Origin of the sequence: Trichloromonas sp. (assembly GCF_034006665.1) — a bacterium.
Classification (GTDB): Bacteria; Desulfobacterota; Desulfuromonadia; order Desulfuromonadales; family Trichloromonadaceae; genus Trichloromonas.
Genome location: NZ_JAVESI010000045.1, coordinates 1 through 22,678, shown reverse-complemented (window position 1 = coordinate 22,678; position 22,678 = coordinate 1). Strand labels below are relative to the sequence as shown.

At 60.2% G+C, this 22,678-nt stretch carries 17 protein-coding genes and 1 tRNA gene; 7 read left to right on the top strand and 11 right to left on the bottom strand.

Features of this window, described 5'->3' with window-relative positions; translation table 11 throughout:
• Positions 1-8: 8 nt before the first annotated feature.
• The 8 genes from RBR25_RS14570 to RBR25_RS14535 all read right to left on the bottom strand — a co-directional run bounded on the left by RBR25_RS14570 (position 9) and on the right by RBR25_RS14535 (position 8,998).
• Complete coding sequence (locus RBR25_RS14570) at positions 9-854, bottom strand: hypothetical protein (RefSeq protein WP_432820280.1); 846 nt, start codon at positions 852-854, stop codon at positions 9-11.
• Positions 838-1,647: a citrate synthase gene (locus RBR25_RS14565; RefSeq protein WP_432820279.1), complete on the bottom strand. Its 810-nt coding sequence runs from the start codon at positions 1,645-1,647 to the stop codon at positions 838-840. The genes RBR25_RS14570 and RBR25_RS14565 overlap by 17 nt, the downstream gene beginning before the upstream one ends.
• Positions 1,648-1,649: 2 nt before the next feature.
• Positions 1,650-3,749, bottom strand: coding sequence for a TonB-dependent receptor plug domain-containing protein (locus RBR25_RS14560; protein ID WP_432820278.1), 2,100 nt, complete (start codon positions 3,747-3,749; stop codon positions 1,650-1,652).
• Between the two features lie 152 nt (positions 3,750-3,901).
• Positions 3,902-5,542: a HAMP domain-containing sensor histidine kinase gene (locus tag RBR25_RS14555; protein ID WP_432820277.1), complete on the bottom strand. Its 1,641-nt coding sequence runs from the start codon at positions 5,540-5,542 to the stop codon at positions 3,902-3,904.
• Positions 5,543-5,590: 48 nt separating this feature from the next.
• Positions 5,591-6,526 (bottom strand): ABC transporter substrate binding protein, encoded by a 936-nt coding sequence (locus RBR25_RS14550; RefSeq protein ID WP_432820276.1) that lies wholly within the window; start codon positions 6,524-6,526, stop codon positions 5,591-5,593.
• Between the two features lie 108 nt (positions 6,527-6,634).
• Positions 6,635-7,282 (bottom strand): hypothetical protein, encoded by a 648-nt coding sequence (locus tag RBR25_RS14545; protein WP_432820275.1) that lies wholly within the window; start codon positions 7,280-7,282, stop codon positions 6,635-6,637.
• Between the two features lie 14 nt (positions 7,283-7,296).
• Positions 7,297-8,640: a DUF1015 domain-containing protein gene (locus tag RBR25_RS14540; protein WP_432820274.1), complete on the bottom strand. Its 1,344-nt coding sequence runs from the start codon at positions 8,638-8,640 to the stop codon at positions 7,297-7,299.
• Positions 8,641-8,749: 109 nt separating this feature from the next.
• The gene (locus tag RBR25_RS14535) at positions 8,750-8,998 is read right to left on the bottom strand and encodes a DUF4911 domain-containing protein (protein ID WP_432820273.1); all 249 of its coding nucleotides are present in this window, start codon (positions 8,996-8,998) and stop codon (positions 8,750-8,752) included.
• A gap of 114 nt (positions 8,999-9,112) precedes the next feature.
• On the opposite strand from RBR25_RS14535, the gene ald reads away from it, so the two are divergent.
• The 4 genes from ald (at position 9,113) to lspA (ending at position 14,373) form a co-directional block, all read left to right on the top strand.
• Positions 9,113-10,219: an alanine dehydrogenase gene (ald, locus tag RBR25_RS14530; RefSeq protein WP_432820272.1), complete on the top strand. Its 1,107-nt coding sequence runs from the start codon at positions 9,113-9,115 to the stop codon at positions 10,217-10,219.
• Between the two features lie 482 nt (positions 10,220-10,701).
• Positions 10,702-10,869, top strand: coding sequence for a hydrogen-dependent growth transcriptional repressor (locus RBR25_RS14525; RefSeq protein WP_432820271.1), 168 nt, complete (start codon positions 10,702-10,704; stop codon positions 10,867-10,869).
• Between the two features lie 144 nt (positions 10,870-11,013).
• On the top strand, positions 11,014-13,794 hold the full coding sequence (gene ileS, locus RBR25_RS14520; protein WP_432820270.1) for an isoleucine--tRNA ligase: 2,781 nt from the start codon (positions 11,014-11,016) through the stop codon (positions 13,792-13,794).
• 87 nt (positions 13,795-13,881) lie between these two features.
• Positions 13,882-14,373 carry a signal peptidase II gene (gene lspA / locus RBR25_RS14515; protein WP_432820269.1) on the top strand — a complete coding sequence of 164 codons (492 nt, stop codon included), beginning with the start codon at positions 13,882-13,884 and terminating at the stop codon, positions 14,371-14,373.
• 78 nt (positions 14,374-14,451) lie between these two features.
• Here lspA and RBR25_RS14510 read toward each other — a convergent pair whose 3' ends face one another.
• The 3 genes from RBR25_RS14510 to RBR25_RS14500 form a co-directional block, all read right to left on the bottom strand.
• Positions 14,452-15,684: a hypothetical protein gene (locus tag RBR25_RS14510; protein ID WP_432820268.1), complete on the bottom strand. Its 1,233-nt coding sequence runs from the start codon at positions 15,682-15,684 to the stop codon at positions 14,452-14,454.
• A 70-nt stretch (positions 15,685-15,754) separates the two neighbouring features.
• Entirely contained in the window at positions 15,755-18,142 is a 2,388-nt protein-coding gene (locus tag RBR25_RS14505; protein WP_432820267.1) for a diguanylate cyclase domain-containing protein, read from the bottom strand.
• Between the two features lie 211 nt (positions 18,143-18,353).
• Entirely contained in the window at positions 18,354-19,016 is a 663-nt protein-coding gene (locus tag RBR25_RS14500) for a zinc ribbon-containing protein (RefSeq protein WP_432820266.1), read from the bottom strand.
• A gap of 200 nt (positions 19,017-19,216) precedes the next feature.
• On the opposite strand from RBR25_RS14500, the gene RBR25_RS14495 reads away from it, so the two are divergent.
• From RBR25_RS14495 to RBR25_RS14485, 3 genes are all read left to right on the top strand, one after another.
• Positions 19,217-19,293: transfer RNA gene (locus tag RBR25_RS14495), tRNA-Pro, on the top strand.
• A 362-nt stretch (positions 19,294-19,655) separates the two neighbouring features.
• Positions 19,656-21,833, top strand: coding sequence for an N-6 DNA methylase (locus RBR25_RS14490; protein ID WP_432820265.1), 2,178 nt, complete (start codon positions 19,656-19,658; stop codon positions 21,831-21,833).
• Positions 21,830-22,606, top strand: coding sequence for a restriction endonuclease subunit S (locus RBR25_RS14485; protein ID WP_432820264.1), 777 nt, complete (start codon positions 21,830-21,832; stop codon positions 22,604-22,606). The genes RBR25_RS14490 and RBR25_RS14485 overlap by 4 nt, the downstream gene beginning before the upstream one ends.
• The last annotated feature ends 72 nt before the right edge of the window (positions 22,607-22,678 follow it).

The window sequence follows — 22,678 nt, the reverse complement described above, 5'->3', positions numbered from 1 at the left end:
TGTCCTGCTCAATCACTTCTTGGCGGCACCGGTCGCGGCGGTTTGCCCTGGTAGTCGATATCGTCGCAGCGCAGGGGAAAGAAGGATTCGGGAGGACGGCTGAGGGTATCGGCATAACAAGCGGTCAGACCACTGGCGACCAGGGTCGCACAGATGCAGCCGACCTCGTCGGGGGAAAAGCCCTGATCCGCCAGAAAGGCCGACATGTAGCCGGTAAGATTCATTCCCTCATCGTACTCGGCCATCAAGACCTTTTCCATGGCGTAAGCCAGTTGCAGATGTTCGCCCACCGGCAAACCCAGCCGCGCCGAAATCCGCTCCATGGCGACGATCCGCTCATCCCCCTTGGCGATGGGGCGGGCGAATCCCATAATGTAGGGCTTGCCCCCCTGCGCGGCACATTCTTCGGCGACGATTTCACGGGCCGATCTCCCCTGCCGATGCCGGGCCAGAGCGTCCTGAATGAACAACGTCCCCTCAATGAGCGTTTTGGGGCCGTAGGCGCGAGAGATGGCGGTCTGGATTCCGGCGGCATTGGCCGCCATGACCTGGGTACGCATCGATCCGGCCAGGGCGGCCACCTGGTTGCACCAGATGCGCGGATCCGGCCAGCTCATGCAGGTATAGGCGGCTTCCAGCCAGTCGGCAAAAACCTTAGCGGGCAGCCGACCCGTAGCATTGAGAACCAGAAACTGGAAATAAGTGACTTCACCCGCCAGTTCTTCGAGGAGATTGTAGCCTTGGCAGAAAACCCCCTGGCCCATGATCCAGCCGCCGTTGCGGCTCCGCACGGTTCCGCGCAGTTCATCCCAGAATCGGGTTTTTTTGCCGTTGCCGTCAGCGTTCGATGACATAATCCTCGTCCTTGATAAAAGGCATGGCCGTCAATGGCTTGTTCGCCATTTCCGCACCGTGGGCCAGTAGGCCGGGGGCGTTGAGTAACTGGAAAAGGCCGGGACCGACGCGGGGTTGAAAACCCAGATCGGCAAAGACGGCTGCAGCCAGTCCGGTCGACAGAATCCCCATATCCCGCGGCTTCAACCCTTCGGAAAAGTTCCAGGCCCAATGCATGCAGCGTCCGGCTCCCGGCTGTTTCAGCAGGGCCTGAAGGATCTTCCGGGGCAGGGGGTCGACCCCGCCGAACCGGCAACCGAAGCCGGGGACCGGATGCCAGTCCCCTTCGCGCGCCGGCGACGCCGGCAACTCCATCGCGGCCCGAAGCGGATCGCCTTTGCTTTCCTTGCGCAAAAACCGCATGGCCTCTTCAACCTCCGCTCCGCCGAGATGATTACCACCGAGCACCGTCAAGGCCACGGGCAGGATCTGGGCCGTTTCCGTCTTTCCCACCCCCGCGCACATGGCGGCACGAGTGGCCGGATGGCGTGGCCCGGGATTGATCAAAGCAATCATCAGCGCCTCGAACAGCCGGGATTTCTCCGCTGACGGCAACTCCCCCTGAAACAGCAGGTAGAGGACATCCGCAAAGCCACGCTTCTCCACCAGTTCGAAAAGGTCATAGCCGTGGCAGCGACAGTTTTCGGTGAGGTAGGGATTTTCCGCAGAGGCAACTTCTTCCCAGATTTTAGTCACCGATCGCTGCGCGAAGGACTCATCGCGACGGCGGACATGCACATGTTTGGATTCCACGTTCAAAGCCTCCAACTTAATTCCAGCCAGAGCGCGCGACCGGCCAGGGGATAATCCTCAGGAATCTGCCCATCACTCGGTTCGCGGGCATCCTCATCGAAGAGATTGCGTACCGACAAGGCGGCCTCCAGGTTTTTGAAGAGATTGTTCCGTCGCAGGGTGAGGTCGACCAGGGTATAGTCGTCAACCTCCGACCGGGGATCGCCCGCGGCCCGCGCCCGGTCTCCCACCCAGGTCGCCTGCGGCGAGACGACCCAGTCGGGCCGAAACCGCCAGTCGGTGCGCAGATAGGCCTGCTGCCCTGGGGCATCGGCGACACACTTGCCGGTCTCTTCATCCTCGGCCCGCTGCCAGGCATAATTGCCGCGCAGGCGCAAGGTCTCCGACAGCTGCCAATCCATCTCCAGTTCCAACCCGTAACCGTCCTGATCCCGGGCATTGCGGGCGACCTTGGAGGTTCCGTTGCGCTCCGCGATGAATTCGATGAGATCACGGGCGCGATAGGCGAAGAGGCTCAGCCCCAGTTGCAGGTCGAAGGTGGGTTTATAGTCGAAGGCCAACTCCAGGGTATCGATGGTTTCCGGATCGAGGTGCGGGTTACCCAGAGCCACCGGGTTGTTGATGGCGTACAGTTCGGAAAAGGAGGGGGCGCGAAAGGCGCTGCCGTAGAGCAGCTTGGTCGTCAGATTGTGCCGGGTGGCCCAGACCAGGGCGATTCGGGGATTGAAGGTGTCGCCCGTATCGGAAAAATCGTCGTAACGGATGCCGGTGGTCAGTTCCCAATCGGGAGCGAACTGCCACTCATCCTGAAGGGACAGGTGCAGTACCTTGCGGGATTTGTCGGGGGCGTAAACAAACGGGGTATCGGTGACATCGGTAATGACTCCGGGAATAACCCCGGGACCGTAATTTTTGGTTTCCAAGGTCTCCATGTGCTGATATTTGTACCCGGCGCCGATGCGCAGCTTGTGCCTGGAAATCCCCGAATAAATCGCCGCGAGATCAACGCCGGCGATCCGTGAGGTGTCGTCGGGGCGGCCGGTCATCCCTTCGGGGAAGCTGAGGGTTTCACCCAGCTGGGCATCCGGAGGATATATATGAAATTTTATATTATTGTCGAGGTACTGGTAGCTCGTCCGTGCGGTCAGATCCCAGTCGGGATGCAGATCGGTGTTGTGCCAGGTCAGATCGGCGAGATAGAGGTTATCGCTCTGGTAGCCTTCGGGATCGAGGGCCTGCGCCGCGCCGGCACCGACACCGGCGTCTTCGAGGCGCCAGTTCCAGAGGCTGAACTTCCAGTCACCCCGTCCGATTTCAAGGCGGGTATTGAACAGATCGTAACGGGTATCGAGAGCACCCGGCGCCAGCGAGGCCTTGGTGTTGTAGATCTCGTCCAGCGTGGTTTGCGCATCCCGTTTGACGACCCGGTCGCGGTCGCCGTCGCTGGTCTGCCATTCGAAGGAAAAAGCGATATCCCAGTCGGCATAGGTTGCGCCGTGCTGTAACCAGAGTGCCTGACTGTCGAAGGAACCCGCCCGGCCGCCGGCGCGGGGGCCGCCGAGGCCGGCGACATCCTTGGTGATGATGTTGATCACCCCGGCGTAGGCGTCGGCACCATAAATGGCCGAGCCCGGGCCGCGCATGACTTCGATACGTTCGATATTGGCCACCGGCAGGCGAAAGAGGATAGGATGGGCGCCGGTCCAGAGTTCGGGAAAAGCGACCCCGTTCATCAGCAGCAACACCTGGGGATTGAAGCCGGTGTGGATGCCGCGGATCGAGTAAACGGCATCGAGACGGCTCAAGGAAGAAAGCGAAACATGCAGCCCCGGCACGGTATCGAGCACCTGGTTGAGATCGGTCGCCCCCATGGTCCGGATCTCCTCGGCGGTGATAACGCTGGCCACCGCAGGCGCCCTAGTGATCAGTTTTTTGCCGCCGGTGGCGATACTGACGAACTCCTCATCCCCGTAGAGTTCGGCAAGTCCGTCATTATAGGCGAGCTGCGTGAGTTCGGCGGGGTCGGCCCCCCGCCCCGCTCCGGGTAACGCGCAACCCAGCACCAGCACCAGGGCCGGAACCCAGTTTCTCCATTGTCTCATCTTTCCCCCTGATCCTCAGTTGTCCGCAAGCGGACAACCAATGCCTCGCCCGTCGATGTCGGCAAGGCGTGAAATCGCTTCCCCCCGAAAAATCCATGAGAAATCCATCGACAATACATCGTCGGCGAAACCCCGCTGGAGGCTGGCCGGCGTCAGGAAACCGGCGTGACGCCGGGAAAGGGCAAAAGAGCCTGCCCGTCCTTCTCCCTGGGCGGGGGGAACGCGGGCGCGGGCGTCGAAATCGGCAGCGGAATGCGGAGACTGAAGGTCGAGCCGGAACCGGGCGCGCTGACCAGACCAACATCCCCGCCCATCAGTTTACAGAAGCGCCGGGTGATCGCCAGCCCCAGGCCGGTTCCCTCGAATTTACGGGTAAGGCTGCCGTCGGCCTGGCGGAACTCCTCGAAAATCAGCTCCTGCTGTTCGGCCGAAATGCCGATGCCGGTATCGATGACGTCGATCCGCAACAGCGCCGGATCGAGCCGAGCGTTCAGGGTGACGCAACCGTCGCGGGTAAATTTCCCCGCGTTGCTGAGCAGGTTGAGCAGACACTGCAACAGCTTCTCGCGATCGATGCGCAGTTCCTGCGCCGCGCCTTCGAGCCGGGATTCAAGGCGGTTGCCCTGCTGCAACATCAGCGGCCGCACGGTCTCCAGGGCCTCCTCGACAACGAGATGAAGTCGCACCGGTTGCAGGTTCAGCTCCATGCGCCCGGCCTCGACCTTGGCCAGATCGAGGATGTTGTTGATCTGCGCCAGCAGGCGCCGGGCGTTATGGACAATGCGGTTAAGATCGGCGACGCTGGTGTCGCGCCCTTCGATCTCCAGTTCCTCCCGGACGAGATCGGCGTAACCGATGATCGCCTGCAACGGGGTACGCAGCTCATGACTCATGTTGGCGAGGAATTCGGACTTGTGGCGATTGGCGGTCAGGGCCGCATCCCGGGCTTCAACCAGTTCCCGGGTGCGGATCGCCACCTCGGTCCGCAACTGTTCCCGGTGATTGCGCAGCCGCCGGTCACGCTCTTCGAGGCTGCTCATCATCAGGTTGAAAGCCTCGGCCATGTGGGTGATTTCCTTGGGACCCCGGATTTGGGCGTAAACATGGGTTCCCTCCTTCTTGGCCTCTTCCATGATCCGGCTGAGGCGATAAAGAGGACGGATCATGCGTTTGATGCCGAGATTCATCAGCAGCAACAGGCCGAGGGCGAAGGTACAGGCGATACTGATGTTGCTCCAGAAGATATGCCGCTGCAGGGCGTGCAGGGCCTGCTTGCTCATCCGGACCCCGGCGTAGCCAAGCACTTCCTGCCCCAGGGCGAGCGCCGTGGGATTGAAAAGCTCCGCTCCCGCGTCTTCGGCGGCAAGCGGATCGCCGCTGAAGACCGGCGCCATGAAAAGCCACTCCTCGGAGGTTTCCCGCGCCAGCAGCGGCCCGGTCGGGTTCTCCGGAAAGGCGAAAATGAGTCCATCGCCGGAACCGGAACCAAGCACGAACAGGGGGCTTCCCTGGGGATCGAAAATACCCGCCTGGCGGACATCGGGAAAGCCGAGCATGGCCCTTAAAGGCCGCAGGGCATTCTCCTCGCTGCGATAGAGCAGGGCCAACAGGCTCTGGTCGGCCAGATTCCCGGTGATCTGCAGCCCCTGGGCGACAAGCAGGGCCTGGGTGCGATTGCTGGTAACCCAGGCGGTGGTCATGGCCGCGGTCAGGGCCAAGGCAAAGATACCGAGGGCGACAAGCCCGAGCAGCTTGCCCCGAAAGCCGATCTGTGAAAGACGCCGTAGTCTCATAACCTCCCCATGCGAAGCGTCACCCTTTGAGTCCGTACCCTCCCTCGATCAGGGGAAGGTCAGATGAAAACGGTCTTTCTGCTCAGCCGTAAAGCTCAGCCCGAGATGGGCCGCCGTGCGCAGATTGACCGCCGTCTCCAGCTCCAGGCTCGGCGCCAGTCCCGCCTCCTGCCCCGCGCCGACCCGCTCAGCCAGGACGCCTAACTGCCGCCCGAGACGGTAATTGTCGGGATACTGGGAAAAGAGGACCCCCTGCCTGGCATGCCCGGGCTTGCTGGAAAAGAGCACGAATTTCCTGTTCCACGCGGCTTCGAGAAGCATCGGCAGAACCGCCCGGTCATTGGCGCTGACTGAATCCATGGTCAGCCAGACGGCGTCCCCCTCCATCAGCGAAGTCTCCACCAGTTCCCGGTAGAGGGTCACGGCCGCACGTAGATCGGCAGCGGGCCGGGCGTCCAGCTGCAAGCCCTGGATCCGCGCCGCCTGTTGTGCCCGCTCCACCAGCCAGGCGCTTTCCTCAGGCTGATAGACCACGAACACCCGACGGGTGCCGGGTGCCAGCTCTTTCAGGGTCGCAAAAAGGATCAGGGGATCAGCAGCCAGACTGATGCCCGGCAGGCCGTTGGGAGCAAGTAGAACCGCACCGACGACGATCGGCAGCTTTCCCTTGAGCAACTCGGCCATTTGGAAACCGCGACTGCCTAAGGCGATGACGGCGTCGGGCCGGCGGGCGGCGAGCCACTTCTCGATGTGGCCGGAATCAAAATTTTCCGGCAGGGGGTAGGGAAGAATGTGCCGCTCCCCTTGGGATTCGATACCACGGATGATGGTGCTGAAAACGGCAAGGTAGGGTTCACGGACCTCAGGATAAAGAACCGCAATGCGCGAAGCCCCCCAGGCGCCGGCCGCCGGCGTCAGCCACGGCAGAAACGTGAGGAGCAGAAGGAGGGAAAGGAAAAAAAGGCGGGATCTGTTTTCACGCACGGAGATACCCGATAACGGTCAGGGCGGGATTGTCGTAAATCGTGAGGAGAAAACTCAAAGCATCCTCTTCCGCGGCGCTGGCGCCGGTCAATCGGTGCTCCAGCGCCACTAGGCCGGGAGCATGCCCTGATGGGCGCTGCGCACCTCTTCCCGAAGACGGCTGCGGGCTTCGGTCAGATCGAGAATTTTCTGCCGGGCCTGCTGACGGGCGGCCAGATCGTCCCCGGCCAGGGCCGCCTTGACCTCTTCCTTGGCGGCCTCGCGCTGCTCATCGATGCGCTCCGCCTCATCCCGCCAGAAGTCGTCCATGTCCGGCGAATCCGCCACGTCGGAAGCGGGGACCGAGGTCGCGGCGGCGTCCGTGACCAAACCGCTTTCCGTCGTCGTCGCAGGGTCTCCTTCCGGGGAAGACCCCCACCACGGAGCAGCCAATTTCTCAGAAGGCGCGAAGGTAATGCGCTTGATCGCGGTCCGGGCGCGCGGATCATCTTCGGGCAGCGGCACGATATAAAGCACACCGTCCCGGGCGACACGTCGAGCCGTTCCGTCGATATCGAGGCGGATCAGTTTTTTGTCGACCTTGTCCAGCCAGTAGTCCCGGGCATAGAAAATTTCCCCGGATTTGAGCAGCACCTGATAATCGGCCGTCGCCGGCGCGGCGACCCCAAGCAGCAGAATGCCCCCGAGAATCCCCTTTTTTCCCACCTTCGCAAGGCGGCGGCAGCAGCCTTGTCTGAGTCCCCCCACGCGTATCATGCGGATCTCATCCCTTACGGCGCAATCTTCCGGCATTCCATATAAAAACGCTTCTCGTCCGCATCCCCCATGGAGAAGGTCTTGCGCGGCAACGCCCCGTCGAGAATAATACTCCTAAAGAATTCACGCTTACAGATCGCCGGCAGATAGAAACCGACATTGCCCGGACGCTTGCCCAAGGCGGTGACGCTCCCCTCGCCGTGGATATAATCGATACGACTCTTCTCTTGCCCGACCAGAGCCTCGTCGAGAAAGCCCTGCAAGGTCGCCACTTCTAGGTGAGACGGCGGGCGGTCGACCACCAGCAAGCCGCAACGCTCGCCGGCGATAAACGGAATCAGCTGGCGCCCGTCCGTTGCCAGGCGCCGGCTCTTCTCCGGCAAGGCATCGAGATCGTCGCAGAATTCGCAGCGAAATCCGGCGCCGTGCCGCGGGTAATAGTCTTCGGCCTGGCGCAGCAGACGGTCGAAATCGACATTGAAGAGCACCCGGTGAATCGCTTCGAACTCCAGACCCGGGTCATGCACGTTGACCAGTTCAACCAGGGCATAGCGGGCCGGATGATCTATGATCGCCTCATGATCGGACGCTTCGTTTTTGAGCTTTTCCCAGATCGCCTTGGCAGTGGCGAAAGAGTGATTGCCGTCCCCCATGGCGTAAAGGAGTACCGACCGGTTCTCAACCTGATAGCGCTCGGCGAGGCGGCGCGGATCGGCCAAACACTCAAGGGCGCGTGCGACCTGGGCGATGGCGTCGGGATCGCTGACTCGCCGCCCGCGCAGATGGCCGCCACCGAGCATCAGAGAGAAATCGTAGGCCAGGGGGAGATCGCGATCCGCCAACGGTTCGATAACGGTCATCTCGGGATCGTCGATCAGCACCATGATGTGCGGCAGTTCGATAGGCGCCTTCTCCCGCACCCGGATACGGGGGGGCAGGCGGTCGAGAATCGTCCCTTCGGTGGCACGGATCAGCGAGGTGGAGCCCGGCCGGTAATCGTAGGCTTCCAGGTCGAGAGCGACCATCAGCCCCGTGCGCACAGCGCCCGTTTCCGTGCGGCGCTCGACCAGCATAAACCCCGGCGGTTGGGCTTCGAGAATGCCCTCGGCAAGATAACGCTCCATGGTCCCGTTGATGGCGGCGATGCGCGCGTCGCCGTCCGCCTCATCGAGGTAGACCTCGGGAAAGATCAGGTGCAGGGTCGAGGGCTTCCCCTCGGTCAAGCGTTCGACTTCATGCCAGTATTCGGGCTGCGACGTATACTGATCGCAGGCGATCACCGCCCACCGGGTCGGATCGACATCGGCGCGGGGGAGGAGCAGGATCGGCACCTGAAGGGCCAGGGCGTCAAAAGGCATCGGCGGCATCCTTGACTGAAACGGCACAAGAGAGCGGGCAACGAAAGTCCTATAGTTAGCACATCCCGAGCCCGTTTGAAAGCTGGAATCCTCCCCCCCGCGCGCCGCCTCAGGCGATATCGGGATAGCGTCCGGGGGCGGGAGGCGGCACGGGGTACATGGCGCATTCGCAGACCAATGCAGCGAGCAGGGCTTCGGCATCCGCCCGGCGTGAGCGGGAAAAGGCGATTTCGACCAGCGCCTGGCGAGGGTCGAGAGTACGGACGAAAGCCAGGCCGTCGTAGCTTTCGAGGATAAATCGCAGATAGCCGATTTCCCCGCGCGGTAGCAGGAAGTGCCGTTTTTCAAAGGATTCCATCGATTATTCATCCACCGCCCGCGCTACCGGGGAAGCGGCCCGGTGCGCGATTTTTCCTTGACGAAGGGGGATGCCCGTCGTTATTCTCAATGAAGATTTTTTAGCGAGATTAAAATGATTGTCGCAGTTCCCAAAGAAATCAAAACCCATGAGTACCGGGTCGGACTGACCCCGGCGGGGGTGCGCGCGATGGTCGAGGACGGCCACCGGGTACTCATTGAAACGGGCGCGGGAAGAGGTGCCGGGATCAAGGATGAAGACTACCGGTCAGCCGGAGCCGAACTGGTGAGCGATGCCGGGGAACTCTATGCCACGGCGGAGATGATCGTCAAGGTCAAAGAGCCTCTACCTGCGGAGTATCCCCTGCTGCGCCCCGGGCTGCTGCTCTTCACCTATCTGCACCTGGCGCCCGCTCCGGAGTTGACCCGGGCGCTTCTCGACCGGGAAGTGACCGGCATCGCCTATGAAACGGTGGAACTGGCCGACGGCTTTCTGCCCCTGCTTCACCCCATGAGCGAGGTGGCCGGGCGCATGTCCGTGCAGGTCGGCGCCCATCTGCTGCAACGGGAACAGGGGGGCAAGGGCCTGCTCCTCGGCGGTGTTCCCGGGGTCCGTCCGGCCCGGGTGGTGATTCTCGGCGCCGGCACGGTCGGCGGCAACGCCCTGCGCATCGCCGTCGGCATGGGCGCCGACGTGCGCGTCATCGATATCGACAGTCGCCGCCTCGCCGTCCTCGACGACCACTACGGCAACCGCATCCAGACGTTGATGAGCAATTCCCAGACCATCGAAGAGGAAGTCCATGGCGCCGATCTGCTCATCGGCGCGGTCTTGGTCGCCGGCGCCCGGGCACCGCTTCTGGTGCGCCGCCCGCAGGTCGCCGCCATGACCGCCGGAAGTGTGATCGTCGACGTGGCCGTCGATCAAGGGGGATGCGTCGAAACGACCCATCCCACCACCCACGACCATCCCAGTTACCTGGTGGATGGGATCATCCATTACGGCGTGGCCAACATGCCGGGAGCGGTAAGTCGCACCAGCACCTTCGCCCTGACCAACGCCACCCTCCCCTATGTGCGCCACATCGCCGGCCAGGGTCTGGCCGAAGCGGCGCGGACCGATGCGGCCCTGCGCAAAGGGATCAACACCTGCGGCGGCACGCTCTGCAGTCGGCCCGTCGCTGAGGCGCAGGGGCTGAACTGGAGCCCCTGTTCGCTCTAGACAAATTCCTCGCAATATCTTCTTTTCAGCCAGCAAACCTCCTCCAGAGACGGCTGATTCCCCGAAAGGAAGGTATTTCTGCGATCCCCGGGTTCCCCGCCCGGGGTTTTTTTTGCCCGAAATCCCGCTCCACCCGAAGAACAACCTATGGATCATGGCACAGATAAATCATGCAAAAACAATGAGTTTCTGAACATGTTCGGTTTATCTAAGAAAATAATGTGTCAATATGGCACATTATTGTGAATAAATGGCACATTCTACCCAAAAATGACACACCATCCAGAGTTAATCTCATCTTTCAGGAATCTTTATCTTTCCATTTATATTATTGTTTTTGTTGACTTTTATTTTTAATCCGGCCATATAAAAGGATTTGGCAAGAGTTTTGCTCTATGCGTAGACAAATCACCAGATGGCACACAACAAACCGATTTAACCCGTCACCCTATGACACACATAGCCAGGAAAGGAGTCCCGCCATGGGAAGAGCCGTCAGCCAACCGAAGAAATATATCGTCTCCTGCCGCATCAACGGCCACGAGATGGAAGCCTTAAGCAAAATCGCCCAGAAAGCCGGGACCAACATCAGCGACCTGCTGCGCCAGAGTATCTTCCGCCTGGAGCGGGAACTACGCACAAGCCCCTGACTACCCTCCTTTCCTTCCGGCGCCCCGGTCCCTGCCCGGGCGCCCCCCCCCTTCCGACCCCTTCCCGTACAGCCTTTTCCCTTGACTTATCCGGCGGTTTTGCTAGTCTGCAAAACTTGATTTTTCCCTCCCGGAGGCCATTCCATGGACTATAAAGACACCCTCAATCTCCCCGTCACCGACTTCCCCATGCGCGCCAACCTGCCCCAGCGGGAGCCGGAAATTCTCAAGCAATGGGAAAGCATGGAGCTGTACCGGATGATCGACGCGGCCGGCCGAGGGCGTCCCTCCTTCATCCTGCACGACGGCCCCCCCTACGCCAACGGTCACACCCATATCGGCCACGCGCTCAACAAGATCCTCAAGGACATCACCCTTAAAAGCCGCCGCATGGAGGGCTTTTACGTTCCCTACGTGCCGGGCTGGGACTGCCACGGCCTGCCCATCGAACTGATGGTCGACAAGCAACTGGGAGCGAAAAAGCGGGAGATGAGCAAGGTCGAGATCCGCCGGGAATGCCGCGCCTACGCCCGGAAATGGGTGGGAATCCAGAGCGGGGAGTTCCAGCGGCTGGGCGTGCTTGGCGACTGGGAGCGCCCCTATCTGACCATGACTGTCGACTACGAGGCGGCCACCGCCCGGGAACTGGCGCGCTTCGCCGAGCGCGGGGGGCTCTACAAAGGGAAAAAGCCGGTCCACTGGTGCTCTTCCTGCGTCACCGCCCTGGCCGAGGCGGAAGTGGAATACGCCGATCACAGTTCCCCTTCGATCTACGTCAAATTCCCCTACGTCGACGAACTGCCCCAATCCCTGGCGGCGCTGGCCGGGAAAAAGATCTCCTTCGTCATCTGGACCACCACCCCCTGGACCATTCCCGCCAACCTCGGCATCAGCCTCAACCCCGCCCTGGCCTATGTGGCGGTAGAGGCCGGCGACGAGGTGCTGATCATGGCGGAAGGATTGCATGCCGCGGTGATGAAAACCTTGGGCATCACGGACTACCGGGTGCTGGCCACCTTTGACGCCGCCCTCTTCGACGGCAAGAGTTGCCGCCATCCCTTCTACGACCGCCCTTCCCTACTCATGCTCGGCGACCACGTCACCCTCGAAGCGGGAACCGGCTGCGTCCATACCGCCCCCGGCCACGGCCAGGACGACTACCAGATCAGCCTGAAGTATGGCCTCGACATCTACAACCCGGTGGACGACTACGGTCGCTACCGCGAGGATCTGGAATTCTTCGGCGGCATGAAGCTCGACGAAGCCAACCAAGCGGTCAACGCCAAGTTGGCGGAAGTGGGCGCGCTGCTCGCCGAGAGCAAGGTCTCGCACAGCTATCCCCACTGCTGGCGCTGCAAGAAACCGATCATATTCCGAGCCACCGAGCAGTGGTTCATCTCCATGGAGACCAACGACCTGCGCAGCAAAGCCTTAGCCCACATCAACCAGGTGGAGTGGATTCCTCGCTGGGGGCGGGAGCGCATCCACGGCATGATCGAAAACCGCCCCGACTGGTGCGTCAGTCGCCAGCGCACCTGGGGGGTGCCGATCACCGTCTTCTACTGCGAAAAGTGCGGCGAGGCTCTGGCCGACGGCAAGATCATGCACCATGTCGCCGATCTCTTTAATGAAGCGGGGAGCGATCTCTGGTACGAGAAGGAAGCGCACGAACTCCTACCGGCCGGGACGACCTGCCCGGCCTGTGGCCACGACCGTTTCAACAAGGAGATGGATATTCTCGACGTCTGGTTCGACTCGGGCGTCTCCCATGCCGCCGTACTGGAACAGCGCCCCGAGCTCAAATCCCCGGCTGATCTCTATCTGGAGGGGAGCGACCAGCATCGCGGCTGGTTCCATTCGAGCCTGCTCGCGGCCGTCGGCACCCGTGATATCGCTCCCTACAAGGCGGTGCTGACCCACGGTTTCGTGGTCGACGGCAACGGCAAGAAGATGTCCAAATCCCAGGGAAACGTCGTCGCCCCGGAAGAGGTGATCAAGAAGTTCGGCGCCGAAATTCTGCGCCTTTGGGTCGCCGCCCAAGATTACCGGGACGACATCCGCATCAGCCCGGAGATTCTCCAGCGTCTCTCCGACGCTTACCGGCGTATTCGCAACACCGCCCGCTACATTCTCGGCAACCTGCACGGCTTTGACCCGGCGGCCGATGCGGTGGCGGACGGCGAGTTGCTGGAAATCGACCGCTGGGCCCTCTCAAGGCTGGAGCGCCTCGTAGGGCGGGTGGAAAAGGCTTACGATGACTATGAGTTCCACTTTCTCTACCACGCCGTGCATAACTTCTGCAGCGTCGACATGAGCGCCTTCTACCTTGATGTGCTCAAGGACCGTCTCTACACCGCCCCGGCCAAGAGCCTGGCGCGGCGCAGCGGCCAGACCGCCATGTACCGCATCCTCGATGCCCTCACCCGGCTGATCGCTCCGGTGCTGTCCTTCACCGCCGACGAGATCTGGCGGGAGCTCCCCGGCAAGCGGGAAGAAAGCGTGCATCTGGCGAGTTTTCCCCGCTTTGAAACGAGCCTGCTCGACGCCGACCTCGAAGCACGTTTCGAGAAGCTGCTGGCGGTACGCTCCGATGTCTCCAAGGCTCTGGAAACGGCCCGCACCGACAAGCTCATCGGCCATTCCCTCGACGCCCGGGTTCTGGTAGCGGCTCCCGCCGGGGAATGGCGGGAACTGCTCGACAACTATCGTGATGAACTGGCCACCCTCTTCATCGTCTCCCAGGCGGAACTGGTCGATGAGCTCTCCGGCGACGCCGCCGTCGGCACCGAAGTTCCCGGCCTCAAGGTCCAGGTGGAAAAAGCCCAGGGCGAGAAGTGCGAACGCTGCTGGAACTACTCCGTGACCGTCGGCAGCGACAGCGAGCACCCGACCATCTGCCGGCGCTGTCTGGAAGCATTGAAATAGGCTGAAGGAGTTTAGACTGAAGGCCGAAGGAATCATTTGCCTTCAGCCTTCAGTTTTCAGCCTTCAGTCTTTTCCCCTGGAGTCCCCGTGCCTTTTCGTTACCGTCTGCTGCTCATCGTCTCCCTAGTGGTGCTGGTTATCGACCAGTTGAGCAAAATCTACATCGACCACCGTTTCGCCTTGTACGAGTCGGTCGGCGTTTTTGAGAATTTCTTTCATATCACCTATGTACGCAACAAGGGAGCGGCCTTCGGCATCCTCGCCGACAACGCCTTTCGAGTCCCCTTCTTCATCGCTGTGGCGACCCTCGCGGCAGTCGGCATTCTCTGGTACCTCCGCCATATTGCCGACCACCAGCGTCTGCACATCTGGGCCCTGGCCTTGGTCTTTTCCGGCGCCGTAGGCAATCTCATCGACCGGGTGCGCCTCGGCGAAGTCATCGACTTTCTTGACGTACATTGGTACCAGCACCACTGGCCGGCCTTCAATGTCGCCGATTCAGCCATCAGCGTCGGCGTTGCCTTGTTGCTCGTCGACCTGTGGCGGGAAGAACGGACGAAGAAAAAGACGAACGTCTGAGCACTCCGCCATCACCGACTAAAAAAGCCGTCCCGATCAGGGGCGGCTTTTTTAGTCGGCGGACAAGAGGTCTGAGAGTCAGAACATTTGACTATTGATGCGGGCCAGCAGCGAGCGGGCGGGCTGGAATTCGGGATCGATGTTCAGGGCGCTTTCGCAGTCGGCGTGGGCCTGGGTGTAGAGGTGCATGGCGTAGCAAGTCTGAGCCCGTCCCCAGTAGCCATCGACCTGGTTGGGATTGATCGCCAGGGAGCGGTCGTAATCGGCCAGGGATTTATCGAGGGAGTGAATCACCCGGAAAGCTAAGGCCCGGTTGTTGTAACAGCGCACGTTGCTTTCGTCAAAGAAGATCGCCCGGGAAAAATCGCGGATGGACTGCAGATAATCGGCGATGCCGAAGTAGGCCATGCCCCGGTGATTGTAGATCAGCGACCGTACTGTTTCGTTGAGCTTGAGCCGCAGAATCCGGCTGTAAAAGGTGATCGCCCCCTCCATATCCCCCTGACCGTGGGCGTTATGGGCCTCCAGCATCAGCTTGTCGAGACGGCGCTGTCCGGTCAGGGACGCCAGTTCCGTAGGCAGCTCGAATTTCTGGCGGAAATGGGGCGGCAGCGTCCCGTTGGCGCAGGCATCAAGCCGCTCCCGCCGACAGCGATCCTGTTCGCGAATCTCCCTCTGGTGATCGCGGATTTCCTGAAAGATCAGATCCGAGAGGGTCAGGTTGGCGTTGAGAGCGGCAAGCTTGCGCTTGATCAATTCGTTGGGAAGGGTAATGTCCGATTTGTAGATCAGTTCATGCTCGACCTCGGCCCAGGCATCCTGCAGAATCGTGCGCAACTGGATCTCGCAAACCTTCTCGCAGCCGGGCAGCACCTCGACGAAGTCTTCCGACTCCACGGGAATCAGCAGATGCAAGGAAACATAACCGAACTCACGGAACGAATTGCGCGCCCCTTTATGCTCGATCTCCACCACCGGAAAATGCTCGGCCAGAATCGCCTCGATGGTTTCCACATCCTCCAGAAACGGGCAAACGATGCGAATGCCGAGCAGGTCGGTTATCAGCGAATGTCCCCCCCCCTTGCGTGAGAGTTTCAGAAGTTTTTCGAAATAGCCGTCGAAACGCTTGACCCGGAATTTGATGGAAGGACTCTGACCGCTCTCTTCCAGCAGCAGGCGGATTTTCCGCACCAGATCCTGAAGCACCGCCTGATGCATCGACCGCAGCCGCTCATAGATCGCCTTGGATTCGTTGCGCTCCGCAATCCCCCAAGAGGGGCCGGGCCGCGCCGCTGTCTGTGTCATAGCCATCCCGTCCTTCCTTGAACCTTATTCCTCGCGGAACCGAAATCGCGCAGCCTGGGCGTCGTCGAAGGGCCGATCAGGGGCCCGCGACCCTTGCCGGCGCTACCTCATCGTGAAAAACAAAAAGGTTGCGCCCCTGCTGCTTGGCCCGAAACATGGCATCGTCCGCGCACTTGATGAGCGTTTCGGCCTCCGCCCCGTCGCGAGGGAAAATGCTGATGCCGATACTGGTGGTGACCGTCAGGGTCTGGTCGCCGAGGGGCAGAGGCTGAGCGAGACCGGCGAGAACCTTTCTGGCCAGACATTCGACGTCGGCGGCCTCCGTCACATCCTCCATCAGAATAATGAATTCGTCACCGCCGAAGCGGGCCACGGTATCGGCGTCACGCACCAGTGCGGTCAAGCGCTGGGCAACCTCGCGCAAGACCTCATCTCCGACGTCGTGACCATAGTTGTCGTTGATGGCCTTGAAGCGATCGAGATCAAAGAACAGCAGCGCCAGAAAATGACTGGAGCGGCGCGCACGGCTCATGGCGTGACGCAAACGATCAGCAAAGAGCCGCCGGTTGGGCAGCCCGGTGAGGCTGTCATGGTGGGCCAGATGCTTGAAACGCTCCTCATTCTCGGCCAGAAGCAGTTCGGCCTGCTTGCGTTCGGTCATGTCCTGCACCAGACCGACGGCATAGTCGGGACGCCCTTCCCCGTCCATCAACCAGGCCACCGTCACCGAGCCCCAGGCCGTTACGCCATCCTTGCGGACAAAACGCTTATCGTAGGAAAAATAGAGTCTGCCCCTTCGGCGCACTTCGTCATAAAGAGACCGGGTCTTGTCCAGATCCAGGGGATGGGTCACATCCTCGACCGTCATTTTCAGGATTTCTTCCGGGGTGTAGCCGAGGAAACGACAGTAGGCAGGGTTGACCTGAAGAAAGTGCCCTTCGGGGGTGAACGTCGCCATGCCCACCCCGGCATGCTCGAAGATGGTGCGAAAACGCGTCTCGCTCTCGCGCATCGCCTGGTTCGTACGGACGGTCCGAATTGCCAAGGCGTACATGGAAGCGAGGCGTTCGAGCAGTTCCAGATCCTTGGCATGATAGTCCCGCTCGGCGTTGGCCAGGCCGATGATCCCCAGCAGGTGCCCATCGGCCTGGGCCGGAACGCCGACGAAACGGCGGATCGCCACATGCCCCCCGGGGATTCCGGTGGAGCGGTAATCGGTGGCGGGATCGTTGCAGAGAATCGGCTGCCGCTCGCGGAGCACCCAGCCCCAAAGCCCTCGAAAACCGTGAAAAACGTATTTTTTATCGGGAACCTGACAGACCTCCCAGATATCCCGGGTCAAGGTCGGACAGACCATGGCGCTGGTCCGGGGATCGATAAACCCGACAAACCCATGTTGACTGTCGGTCAAGACCTTGGCTTCATCGAGAATGACATGAGTGACCTCATCAAGGGTCGAAGAGCGCAGCAGCAGCCGGCTCAGTTCGGCCACCGCTCGATTGACCTTGAGTTCCCAATGCAGATCATTCTGAGCCTGACACCGTTCTTCGATCTCTTTTTCCAGTTGGCGGTTCTTCCCCGACAACTCCCGCAGCCCGCGCCGTACCTGAAGACGGCTGAAGACCGTGACGCCGAGCAGCAGTGCCAAACCGGCCGCCATGATCCGGAGCGCCGCCGGCAGCCAGTCCGGAAGAAAGGAGCGCCGTTCGCCGCCAACCCACCGCGCAAGGGCTCTCTGGTAGATGGAATCGCTCGACTGTTTCCAGCGCCGGACATGATTGTCGAAGCTCCGTATCACCCCGGGATTGCCCTTCTTGGCGAAAGCCAGGCGAATCGAAACGGGGCTGAGCAGAACCGACGTTTTGCGCAGCATCGACAGGTCGTCCGCAGCCAGGGTCTCGAGACGACCGAGAAGACCGGCATCGGCCCGACCGTCCCGTACCGCCCGTAAAACCTCGGAGAAATCACCACACTCGACATAACTCAGGCGCAAGGCGAACTTCTCGGCCATGAGCAGCAGCCCATGGGGCCCTTCATAGTGGATGTTCTTTTTGACCACCGCCACCCGTTTGCCGTCAAGGTCGAGAATCGTTTCGATCCCCGCCCCTTCCGAAGCAACAATCTGCCCCCAGGAGGCAAAGACCGTCTCTTCGTTGAAAGCAAAGCGCTCCGCCCTCTCCGGGGTATAGGCGATCGTCGGCACCAGGTCGACGGTCCCTGCTTCCAGCCGTCCCAGACATTCCGCCAGACTGCCCGGCACATAGGTCAGCGACCAGTCTTCCCGGCGCGCCACTTCCTCCAGAAGTTCGGCGAAAAGTCCTTTGGCCTTTCCCTCCCCCTCATAACCGAGTAAGGGCATGTTCTGATAGATGCCCACCCGTAACGACGTTGCCGCAAGGACACAGGAACCTCCCCACAAAAGAAGCAGCACCACCGCCAATGTCTGTAAAATTCTCTTGGTCATGCCTTCCGTTTCCCTCTGCCGCCGTACCTGTCCGAGTCCTCTTCGGAGCGCCTCCTTGAATCTAGCAAATTCCGCTCCAGTTTCCTATAAACTCCCTAATGCGCCCCTCTTTCTTGAACAAAAACGAAAAAAACCGCCGACCCTTCCTGGGAGTTGCGGCGGTTTTCGAATCGCAGCAAAAAGGTGCGACCGGCTAATCGTGACAAAACGGTCAATAGGACTTGCGAAAGAGGGTTTTGTGACAATGAGGGCAAGGCGGGATCCGTGTGGTTGACTTGAGGTGCATCTCCTGGCCGCACTCCTTGCAGGTTAGGGTTCCGGGGCTGGTAACCTCGCCGGTCTTGTATTCGAGACTCTGTTCCGACTTTTCCGCCAGTTCGTTGAGCCGATCGGCCGCGCTGGCAAGAAGTCGGGCCAGCCCGCTCTGCACCCCGGCGGCGACCCGGCTCGGCTCGACCGCCTCCAGCACCGCGTCCCGCGCCTGCTGAGCTTTCTTGCCGACGGCGGAAAGATCCCGGCGCAGAAACTCGCCGATGCGCTCGGCCTGCTCCCGGGTGTATTCGCCACCAGCGGCAATCTCTTCCCCGGCTTTTTTCAGAGCCTCATCCAGTGTCTTACGCCCCTCGTCAACAAGTTCGGCAGTGCGAGCGGCCAACTTCTGATAAAGGCCGACATCTTCATGTTCTTCTTCGGGGGTGCGTTTTTCATCCGTCATGGGCAGACTCCTTCCAGTTGGGGATAAAAGCAAAGCGGCATTAGTAATTAGTTTAACAACTTCATCGAAAGTCTCAATCCTGATGGCCGCCAAAAGCGGCAAACCCGTTTCCACCAACACGGCCACAGACACCAGCAGCAACAGCAGAACCCTGCTCATGACCTGCATCCCCCGACGTGCCCTCCTTCGAAAGCCTGAGACAGGGGAACGAGGTAAAAATCGTTCCTCAAAAGGGTCCGTTCGGCAGGTGGGATTTGTCCCCCTCTTCCCTGAAACAAAGGACCATGATTGAAAATAACCTTGCCTTTTTCAGTTGCCCATGGTAAATACCCCTTCCGTTGTTCACGGAAAAACACAGTCGGGGCGTAGCGCAGCCTGGTAGCGCACCTGCTTCGGGAGCAGGGGGTCGAAGGTTCAAATCCTTTCGCCCCGACCATTTTTTCTCATAAGTCCTAACAAATGGCCCCACTCTCCATGCGGAAAGTGGGGCCATTTGTTTTTCTCTCCGGTTCATTTTAGGCCTCGGTCAAAAGCCCTTTCGCAATTTGAATCTCGGCACATTCTCCGGCACCGGGCTCTTCCCGCCGGACACTTTACCAGGGCGGTCAAATCGTACCGGAACAACTCCAGACGCATAGAACCACAGGGAGGGCGTATCGCTAATAATCCATGATGACCAGGATGAGCGGGTACGCCTTTTTTTGTCGATAAATTCAAAACTTTGCATGAAATTAATTAAGCCTAGACAAAAACTTCTGGGCATTGCTTTAATCAACGTTGATGTGACAAAGGAACGATATGAATACTCATCAACTGGAAAAAGAACTCTGGGAAGCCGCCGACCAGCTGCGGGCCAACTCCAAGCTGACCGCAGCCGAATATTCCATGCCGGTACTTGGCTTGATTTTCCTGCGCCATGCGGATAACCGTTACAAGCAGTTTCTGGACGAAATCGAGCAGTCGATTCCCGCCCAAGTCCCTGCAGTACAGCGCGAGGAACTGATTAAGCTGGAGTTTCAGGGCAAAGCGGCCATGTATCTGCCCGAAGAAGCCCGTTATGACCACCTGGCCGATCTGCCGAAAAGGAAGGATGTCGGCCAGTCCATCGACGAGGCCATGGACCTGATCGAAAAAGAATACCCCGTCCTCAGCGGAGCCCTGCCGCGAGGATACACCGCCTTCGAACCCGATCTGCTGGCGGAAATCCTCAAGATCTTCAACCGGGACTCCCTTAAGAAGGCCACCGGCGATGTTTTCGGGCGCATCTACGAATACTTCCTCAACAAATTCGCTCAGAGCGGCGCCCAAGAAGGGGGCGAATTCTTCACGCCGCCCTCGCTGGTGCGGATGATCGTCAACGTCATTGAGCCGGATCACGGCATCATCCTTGATCCGGCGGTCGGATCGGCGGGTATGTTCGTGCAGAGTGGCCACTTCATCGAGGAAGTCCGCCACCAGAATCCCAACGACAAGGCAACCTTCTTCGGCCAGGAAAAGTCCGACACCAACACCAAGCTCGCCCGGATGAACCTGGCCGTGCATGGCCTAGATGGGAAGATCCTTCAAGGAAACACCTTTTACGAAGATCATCACAACATGCTAGGGCGTTGCGATTACGTCATGGCCAATCCGCCGTTCAACGTCGACTCGGTTGACACCAAGAAGGTGGAAGGTCATGTCGGCGAGGACGACCGGCTTCCCTTCGGCCTTCCCGGCACCAACGCCAAAACCGGGGCCATCTCCAATGCCAATAGCCTCTGGATTCAGTACTTCTACTCCTACTTGAACGACACCGGCAGAGCGGGTTTCGTCATGGCATCGTCGGCATCCGATGCCGGCAACAAGGACAAGGACATCCGCCAGAAGTTGGTGGAGACCGGCCATGTGGACGTGATGATCGCCATCGGTCCCAAGTTTTTCTACACCCGTGGCCTCCCCTGTACTCTTTGGTTCTTCGACAAGGGGAAACCGGCGGACCGGCTCGATACCGTACTGATGATCGACGCCCGCAACGTCTACCACGTCGTTTCGGCCCGGTCGCACATCTTCACCGAAGAGCAGATGGCCAACCTGACCGCCATCACCTGGCTGTACCGGGGGGAGCAGGAAAAGTTCCTTGCACTCGTGGCATCCTATCAGCGCCGGGTGGACGAGTGGCTGGCCGAGTTGCCGACGCGGCTTGCCACGGACGGGGAGACGGTGCAGGAACTGGCCGCCTTGCTGACCGCCTTCGCCGACAAAGTGAAGCTGACGGAGCTGAACAAGGACGTGCCGGAGGAGGAGCAGATCACCGAGGCGCAGCTGACCGCGTTCCGGGCCGACCTCAAGACCGCCGGGGAGCAGTCTTTCACCATCGGCCAGGGCGTGGCCGACCTGCTGGCTCAGGCTGCATGCGCCCGCGAAAAGATCGCCGCCGCTGACCTGACCATTCATGCCGGACAATGCGCCCTCCAGGCTGAACTGGACACGCTCGCGCCAGTGCTGAAGTCGACACAGAAAGAGATGGAGGCACGCCACAAGCTGTGGCTGAAGTTGCTGGATACGGCGGAAAAGAGCCTGTCGGCCCGCAAGGCGAACGCCTACGACAACAAGCGTGCCCGCGAGCTGAAACGGGCGCTGACGGCGGCAGACCAGAAGAAGGACGAAGAACCGACCGTCCGCGACCTGGCCCTGGAAGGGCTCAAGCTGGCGGCCTACTTCATCGGTCAGGTGCACTGGCTGCACCACCGGTTCCCCAATGCCGTTTATGCCGATGTGCCGGGACTCTGCAAGTCGGTCGCCCGTGCCGACATCGCCGCCAGTGAGTACAGCCTCACCCCAGGGCGCTATGTGGGGGTAGCACCACCAGCGGATGATGACGAGGAGGATTTCCAGGAGCGACTGGCCGAGATTCACACAGAGCTGGAGAACCTGAACGAAAAAACCGTGCTGCTGGCTGAGCGGATTCGAGTGAACTTCGAGGAGCTGATGATATGAGCTGGCAGGCATTACTGCTTGGTGAAGTGATCCGTCTAAAACGTGGGCACGACTTACCAGCAGGCCAACGTAAGGAGGGTTCCGTACCAATCGTATCTTCGTCAGGGATAACTGGATACCATAATGTTGCCAAAGCACCTGGGCCAGGCGTTGTAACAGGTCGATACGGCACGCTTGGCGAAGTGCATTATATTGAAGGTGACTACTGGCCACTGAACACTGCCTTGTATGTTGAGGACTTCAGGGGGAACTATCCACGGTACATCGCCTATCTCTTATCTACACTTGAGCTGGGAACCAAGAATGCCGCTGGTGCAGTGCCCGGTGTAAATCGCAACACACTCCACCAAATGCCTGTCTCCATACCATGCCTCACCATCCAGAAAACGATAGCTAGCGTTCTCTCAGCCTACGACGACCTCATCGCCGCCAATCAGCGACGCATCCAACTGTTAGAAGAGTCGGCCCGGCTGCTGTACCGCGAGTGGTTCGTGAAGTTGCGCTTTCCGGGTCATGAGACAGTGCCGGTCGTGGATGGCGTGCCGGAGGGGTGGGAAAAGAAGCCGCTTGGTGAATTCGTGACACTTAATTATGGTAAGGGTCTGAAGGAGGCAGATCGGGTAGTAGGCGGTGTTCCCGTGTACGGTTCGAGTGGCATCGTAGGCCACCACAACAAACCTCTCATCACGGGCCCTGCGATCATCGTCGGCAGGAAAGGTAATGTTGATGCCACCGCAAAAAGAGAAGATCCGACAAATAGTTTAAATCATTAGATTATTTGCAATTTTTTTCTTGCGCCGGGACGTAATCTATGGTATATTCCTCAACAATTCCAATGCCTTGCG

Bases quoted from the DNA above. Each gene is read 5' to 3' on its own strand.
- RBR25_RS14570 (WP_432820280.1), bottom strand. From the start codon at position 854: ATGTCATCGAACGCTGACGGCAACGGCAAAAAAACCCGATTCTGGGAT.
- RBR25_RS14560 (WP_432820278.1), bottom strand. From the start codon at position 3,749: ATGAGACAATGGAGAAACTGGGTTCCGGCCCTGGTGCTGGTGCTGGGT.
- RBR25_RS14555 (WP_432820277.1), bottom strand. From the start codon at position 5,542: ATGAGACTACGGCGTCTTTCACAGATCGGCTTTCGGGGCAAGCTGCTC.
- RBR25_RS14545 (WP_432820275.1), bottom strand. From the start codon at position 7,282: ATGATACGCGTGGGGGGACTCAGACAAGGCTGCTGCCGCCGCCTTGCG.
- RBR25_RS14540 (WP_432820274.1), bottom strand. From the start codon at position 8,640: ATGCCTTTTGACGCCCTGGCCCTTCAGGTGCCGATCCTGCTCCTCCCC.
- RBR25_RS14535 (WP_432820273.1), bottom strand. From the start codon at position 8,998: ATGGAATCCTTTGAAAAACGGCACTTCCTGCTACCGCGCGGGGAAATC.
- ald (WP_432820272.1), top strand. From the start codon at position 9,113: ATGATTGTCGCAGTTCCCAAAGAAATCAAAACCCATGAGTACCGGGTC.
- RBR25_RS14525 (WP_432820271.1), top strand. From the start codon at position 10,702: ATGGGAAGAGCCGTCAGCCAACCGAAGAAATATATCGTCTCCTGCCGC.
- ileS (WP_432820270.1), top strand. From the start codon at position 11,014: ATGGACTATAAAGACACCCTCAATCTCCCCGTCACCGACTTCCCCATG.
- RBR25_RS14510 (WP_432820268.1), bottom strand. From the start codon at position 15,684: ATGGCTATGACACAGACAGCGGCGCGGCCCGGCCCCTCTTGGGGGATT.
- RBR25_RS14505 (WP_432820267.1), bottom strand. From the start codon at position 18,142: ATGACCAAGAGAATTTTACAGACATTGGCGGTGGTGCTGCTTCTTTTG.
- RBR25_RS14500 (WP_432820266.1), bottom strand. From the start codon at position 19,016: ATGAGCAGGGTTCTGCTGTTGCTGCTGGTGTCTGTGGCCGTGTTGGTG.
- RBR25_RS14490 (WP_432820265.1), top strand. From the start codon at position 19,656: ATGAATACTCATCAACTGGAAAAAGAACTCTGGGAAGCCGCCGACCAG.
- RBR25_RS14485 (WP_432820264.1), top strand. From the start codon at position 21,830: ATGAGCTGGCAGGCATTACTGCTTGGTGAAGTGATCCGTCTAAAACGT.